The sequence below is a fragment of the Vibrio sp. V43_P6S15P86 genome, from assembly GCF_009904725.1.
GTDB lineage: Bacteria > Pseudomonadota > Gammaproteobacteria > Enterobacterales > Vibrionaceae > Vibrio > Vibrio diabolicus.
This window is the reverse complement of the sequence record NZ_WXWT01000377.1, coordinates 1-4823: the sequence shown is the minus strand read 5'-3', so window position 1 is coordinate 4823 and position 4823 is coordinate 1. Positions and strand designations below refer to the sequence as shown.

Genomic DNA, 4823 nt, shown 5'->3' with positions numbered 1-4823 from the left:
GAAGAAGCGATGTAATAACCGAGAAATATGTCACGAGTTGAGTAACAATTAAAATGCATTTACAAAGCAATACAGAAAGAATAATGGCACTGGAGAGATGAAAGAAATAGGCCCAGCTAGAAGCCGGGCCTTGTCGATAAGCAATATTGGCGATGCCGTTAGGCACTCATTGGAACAAGCACCATAGTACCAATTATAACTGTGATAAGACCAGCAAGAACCGGAACGGATGTACGTTTTACAACCTCAAACGGGCTGATGTTCGCCATACCGGATGTCGCAACGATTACGCCAGACACTGGTGAGATAGTACGACCTAGGTTTGATGCTTGAAGCATCGGGATAATTAGGAACGCTGGGTTTAGTCCCATTTTAGCAGCCAAAGATGGTGCCAACTCTACAAATGCATAGAAAGGCGCGTTACCAGACCCCGTTGCAATTGCTGCTGCAACTGTCAATGCAGTAAGGATAAGCATTAAAGCAACACCGCCTGCACCTGCATTGTCTGCAAGGTGAAGTAGGTTATCGATAGCGCCGATAGACATTAGACCTTGCGCAAAAACCCCCGCTGCAACCAAAAGCATCACAACGCCTTTGAACGCGTCAGCCATGCCAGCGTAACAAGAATCTAAATCTTCCAGTGATTTCTTACCATCAAACTTATTTACAACGTAATGGATCAGAGCGCCAAGGAAAATTGAACCGACCACAATAGTGTAAATGTCTAGGCTAAGTCCTGGAATGGTACGACCGTTGAATAGGAACACGCCGATGATAGGCAGAAATGGCAGTGCCGCATAAAACGCTGGTGCATCGGCTTTGATCTCTGATACGTCAATTTTTTCCATTGGCGTATTTTCTTTCTTATCTAAGTATTTGTTCCAGAAGAAAGCCGCGGCAGCCATCACGATGATTGCGCAAATAGAAACAGGCAACACTGTTTGTACCGCAAATACATCAAGCGCCAAGCCAGATTTTTCGGCGGCGATCACCACATCACCAGAGGTTGGAGAAAGAATGATTGCCGCAGGAGAGGCACAAACTGCAACCGCTGCTGGACGAGAGATCCCCATCGCGACCATCATTGGGAATAATGTCGCCATTAATAGTACGCCAAGGCCGGTTGCAGAACTTACTGCAAGAGACATCAAACACGCCACAATGTAAGCCGCTACCAAAAGGACATAAGGAGACTTGATAACAGAAAGCGGTTTAGAGAACTGTTTCACTACAACGTTATTCGCGCCGATGTGAGTCATATAGGAAGCGAAGCCACATAGCAACATGATTTGCATACCAAGGCCGCCGCCGCGGTATTGTAGCATGTATTTCACGTATTCTAGCGCGTCTGTCACCATGTTACCGGTTGAGGTGATTTTTGAGGGCAGCACGTCATGCCCCAATACGCCAGTCATAAGAAGTAAAGCAATACCAGCCGTCAGTAACACGCCCGCTGCTTTATAGCCTTTGACGATAAAGTAACCCACAGCAATGGTGACAACTAAGCCAATTAAGAGCTCTAACATAGGGATCTCCGAATGTTATGAAAAAAAGAAAGAAACTGTTTCAGTTTATGACAAGGAATTTACAGAATTCTTAACTGTGGCACGAGACAAATATGGGGCTTGCATGATCTGAGACAAATAATAATTTAATAATTAATTTCGTTAGATTGTATTGTTGGAATTTAGTTTTCTAAGTGTTATGTGCTGGTTTGAAGCAGTTTGCAGGAAGGAAAATATGACCAGAAATTTGAATAAATAGTGAGGGAATTGATTCAAAATGAGAAAAAGAAACAACTCAGTGAGTTGGAAGAGGGTAATAATCCTTGCAACAAAAAAGCTTCGCCGAAGCGAAGCTAAATCGTAAGGATGGGTTAAGTTAAGCGTATCGGCGCACCATGAGGTTCCAACTGCGTTGTTGCCGCTCGAACTCCGCTTTGATTTGCTGATACTTTATCTTGGTCACAGAGCACTCGTATTTTTTTACTACACTGGCTGTTTTTGCACCGAGTACTTCCTTTCGCATCTCATAATATTCCTGCATGTGATGAACTAGCGCATCAAACTCGTGTTGTAACTGATCGAGAATCGTCTGCGTATTCGGTTTTGCTCCCAGTTTTTCTTTTGCTTTCTTCAAGAGTTGAGTTGCGCGAGCTTTTTCAATTCTAAATGTAGGCGTTGTGCGCAACTTAGATGTGAGTCCAAGCCAAGAACAAGACTTAATCAACCACTTGGTCGGGTCGTAATGCCACCAATACACACCATTACGATAGTCATTCTCGAAGATATGATGGAAATTGTGGTAGCCCTCACCAAATGTGAAAAAGGCTAACACGCCGTTGTCGCGAGCGGTGTTTTTGTCCGTGAAAGTCTGTTTTCCCCAAACATGCGCAAGTGAGTTAATGAAAAAGGTCGTGTGGTGGCTCATAAAGAGTCGAGCGGCACCAACTACTAATAACATACCCCAAATATCGCCGTAGATAATACCAAGAGCGACCGGAAAGCCAATATTGGTGAGTAGAGCAAGTGGAACATAGTACTTATGTTGCCACATGACGATTTTGTCACGCTTTAAATCGCGGCAGTTGGTGTATTCGTTTTCCTGCGATTTGTTGTAGTCGCGTAACATCCAACCAATATGAGAATACCAAAAGCCACGTTTCGCTGAGTAAGGATCTTTGTCGTTATTGTCGACATGCTTGTGGTGTACACGATGATCAGAAGACCAGTGTAATGCACTATTTTGCAAAGAAAATGCTCCTCCAATCGCAAAAATAGCACGTAAAATTGGATGAGCTTCGTATGTTTTGTGGCTCCAGAGTCGGTGATAGCCTGCTGTAATAGAAAGATTCGTAAAACTGAATGCCATCACTCCCCAAACTAGATGCTCCCAACCCAGTCCAAAATGATATGCATACCAAGGCATTACAATAAAAGTCAGAACAAAACTGGAAGAAAATATCAATGTATTCAACCAGATAATGGGTGGTTTGTTTTGAGTCACAGGTGTATTCCTAACTTTGAGCTAACAACTGTTCGCCAGAATATCAGCGTACACGTGTAAGTCAAATTAAAGTTAGACAAATGTGACTGTTCCTTTGGATGTACATTAAGGAACTTGATGGGATATTTTGCTTTTAATTGAATAATGAGTAGTATTAAAAAATGAGCTCTGGCTTAAGGTGTATAAAATCTGCCAAGAAACAAGTGTTATAAAGGTGGAATATGCCGAGACTCTATAAAGAAGCAAAAAATGTAAGAAAATAGGAATACGTAATGGATTTACGATTAGCGGAATATAAGGACTACGAGCGCATTGCGCATCTTCATGCGGATAGTTGGAAGCGTCATTATCGTGGCATTCTTAGTGATAACTATCTTGATAAAGAGGCGATTGACGACAAACTACTGATTTGGCAAACCCGCCTGACCAACCCACCATTCAACCAGCACATTGTCTTGGCGGAAGAGGGTGGTTTGTTGCTCGGCTTCGTTTGTGTGTTTGGCAACCATGACTTCGAGCGTGGAACCTTTATTGACGCACTGCATGTTGATGACAGCTACCGTGGTCGTGGTATTGGCAAGCAGCTATTACTTGCTGTCGCAGAATGGCAGCAACAGTACTTTAAAGACACTGGTCTTTATCTAGAAGTCGTATCGCAAAACATTTCTGCAATTGAATTCTACCGCCATATTGGAGGTCAAGAATGTCAAGAGCGAACTTGGCGTGCGCCAGGTGGTACAGAAGTATTGGAGAAGGTATTCCGTTGGAAGAATGCTCAGTCATTAGTTAGTGGGATAGAAGAAAACGTTATTTACTCCTAGTCTGACGTTTTAGCTTAGCAATAAGAGCAGCATCAACGCTGCTCTTTTTTGTGCCTGTCCTAAAGTTTAGTGTTTCAGTGGGCGACTTAAAAGCAAAGCCCCATGGCTTTTAGCTCTGACTCGCATTGCTGAGCATTTTCAAATTGAATGGCTTCCATGCCTACCGCTCGGGCCCCTTCGACGTTGTATGGCATATCATCAAGAAATACCGTTTCCTCAGCCTGAAGCTGATACGTTGAAAGTAGGGCTTGGTAGATCTCAGCTTGTGGCTTTAGTAACTGCACTTCAGAAGAGATGATTGCACCGTCAAACTGCGGCCAGAATTCATAGGTAGCACGAAGATGCTCAACAATTTCGTTGACGTTGTCTGTGAGCGCATAAACGCTATATCCTGCACTTTTTATTCTTTTTAGCAGTTCGACACTGCCGTAAAGTAATATTTGTGTATGTTTTACGTAGTAAAAAAAGCGGTCCATTTCTTCCGCTGTCACTTTGTGCTCACGTTGATAGCACAGTTTGGCTTCCTCTTCGGAAATGATTCCTTTGTTTAAGTCTTTCCAGATTTGTGATGAAAACAGCAACTGGGCCATTTTTTCCGCTTCTACTGCGTGACCAAATGTTAAGCGAACAATCTCTACCGGAGACCAGCGTACTAATACATTTCCCACATCAAAAATTACGTTTTTTATTTGTAAAGGTTCCATAACACACCCCAAGCCAATTGTTCTTCACCGCGTTACATCCACAGTGAGTGCTGTCGTTAAATCTTTGGAAGTTCGATCCAAAGGCGCTGTTTAAATGTCTCGAACGTATATGAGATTAACATCCCTTAGGATACAACGCGATTATCGCAAAATTACACTAAACTATATGCAACTTCATTTATTTGGTTGTAAATCAAGTGTCTCTATCTTAAAAGATTGAAATTAAAGACAAGCGTCGCGAAATATTTGCGCCATTTCGCGCTGCTTATAAGCGTTAAGTAATATATAATTA

At 42.7% G+C, this 4823-nt stretch carries 4 protein-coding genes; 1 reads left to right on the top strand and 3 read right to left on the bottom strand.

The window, feature by feature from the left end:
- Positions 1 to 158: 158 nt before the first annotated feature.
- Both dcuC and CAG69_RS17120 read right to left on the bottom strand, forming a co-directional pair.
- Complete coding sequence (gene dcuC, locus CAG69_RS17125) at positions 159 to 1526, bottom strand: anaerobic C4-dicarboxylate transporter DcuC (protein ID WP_005398199.1); 1368 nt, start codon at positions 1524 to 1526, stop codon at positions 159 to 161.
- Positions 1527 to 1881: 355 nt separating this feature from the next.
- Entirely contained in the window at positions 1882 to 3006 is a 1125-nt protein-coding gene (locus tag CAG69_RS17120) for an acyl-CoA desaturase (protein ID WP_005398197.1), read from the bottom strand.
- Between the two features lie 272 nt (positions 3007 to 3278).
- Here CAG69_RS17120 and CAG69_RS17115 point away from each other — a divergent pair, with 272 nt between their 5' ends.
- Complete coding sequence (locus tag CAG69_RS17115; protein WP_005398196.1) at positions 3279 to 3827, top strand: GNAT family N-acetyltransferase; 549 nt, start codon at positions 3279 to 3281, stop codon at positions 3825 to 3827.
- Positions 3828 to 3913: 86 nt separating this feature from the next.
- On the opposite strand, the gene CAG69_RS17110 is transcribed toward CAG69_RS17115, so the two are convergent.
- Positions 3914 to 4531, bottom strand: coding sequence for an HAD family hydrolase (locus CAG69_RS17110; RefSeq protein ID WP_161445326.1), 618 nt, complete (start codon positions 4529 to 4531; stop codon positions 3914 to 3916).
- Positions 4532 to 4823: the final 292 nt, after the last annotated feature.

Bases quoted from the DNA above. Each gene is read 5' to 3' on its own strand.
- dcuC (WP_005398199.1), bottom strand. From the start codon at position 1,526: ATGTTAGAGCTCTTAATTGGCTTAGTTGTCACCATTGCTGTGGGTTAC.
- CAG69_RS17115 (WP_005398196.1), top strand. From the start codon at position 3,279: ATGGATTTACGATTAGCGGAATATAAGGACTACGAGCGCATTGCGCAT.
- CAG69_RS17110 (WP_161445326.1), bottom strand. From the start codon at position 4,531: ATGGAACCTTTACAAATAAAAAACGTAATTTTTGATGTGGGAAATGTA.